Annotated in this window: 3 protein-coding genes; all 3 read right to left on the minus strand. The window is 69.9% G+C overall.

Going from position 1 to position 890, the window contains the following annotated elements; all coding sequences use genetic code 11:
* Window positions 1-249 (minus strand): NlpC/P60 family protein (locus tag A612_RS06670; protein WP_019373734.1); only part of this gene is annotated, 249 nt, incomplete at its 3' end.
* 75 nt (window positions 250-324) lie between these two features.
* Window positions 325-525, minus strand: a complete 201-nt coding sequence (locus tag A612_RS06675) for a hypothetical protein (protein ID WP_019373735.1) — start codon at window positions 523-525, stop codon at window positions 325-327.
* A gap of 38 nt (window positions 526-563) precedes the next feature.
* A partial coding sequence (locus A612_RS06680) for a pyridoxamine 5'-phosphate oxidase family protein (protein ID WP_019373736.1) occupies window positions 564-890 on the minus strand: 327 nt, incomplete at its 5' end.

The following is an 890-nucleotide window of genomic DNA, read 5'->3' on the forward strand; positions in this document are numbered from 1 at the left end:
GACGTAGCCGATCAGGCCGCTGCAGTCGAAGCCGCCCTCGGGCGTGTTGCCGCCATAGCGGTAGGGCGTGCCGACCAGGCCGAGCGCGTGGATGGCGATGTCGCGCGATTGCTCGGGCGACAGCTGAGAATAGGAAGCGGGCGCGCGTGCCGGGCGCGAAGTGGGCGCGGCGCAGCCGACCAGCAGCAGCGCAGCGGCCAGTGCCCCGCATGCGGCGGGCAGGGAAGGAAAGTCACGGCGGGGGCGCATGGCCCCGAGGGTAGCAGCTGGAGTGGGCTGCGGCGCAACCCCGCCGCCCTGCACAGGCCAAGCGGCCCAGGGGCGTCAGAACTTGTCCAGGTTCGCGCCGCGCCGCTCCATGGTCTGGTTGTCGCTGCCGATGTTGCTCTCCAGGTCGCGGCGCTGGGCGGATTCCTTGTTCTGCGTTTGCTCGGCCGTGGCCTCCTGCGTGGCCTGGTCGCCCGGTTGGGGCTTGCCGGTGGTTGGGGAAACATCCTCGTCGGTGTTCACGTTCTGCGGGTGCATGGATTTCCTCCTGAAGTGGGATGGGGTTGCCTGCGGTGTCACAGGTCCAGTTCGCGGTGCTCGCCCAAGGCCTTGGGTCGCTCGCCCGTCATGGCGGCCGTCGCCATCTTGTAGAGCTGCGTGAGCTTGCTCTCCGGCACGTCCCAGTACTCGGCGTGCTGGATGTGCACGGCCAGCAGCACCAGGTCGGGACTGCCCGGGCCGTCGGGGAACCAGGCCTTGGCCATGGGCGTCCACAGGTCTTCCTTGCGCGCCGCATCCTCGATGAACGCGGCCGTGCCGGACACGGAGACGTAGCAGTCCTCGCCCGGGTCGGCGTAGCTCAGGGCCACCTGGCTGTCGGCCGCCAGCCGCTCGTGCAGCTC

The organism is Melaminivora alkalimesophila, assembly GCF_000282995.1.
Classification (GTDB): Bacteria; Pseudomonadota; Gammaproteobacteria; order Burkholderiales; family Burkholderiaceae_C; genus Melaminivora; species Melaminivora alkalimesophila.

Coding starts and splice junctions, on each gene's coding strand:
- A612_RS06675 (WP_019373735.1), bottom strand. CDS start 525: ATGCACCCGCAGAACGTGAACACCGACGAGGATGTTTCCCCAACCACC.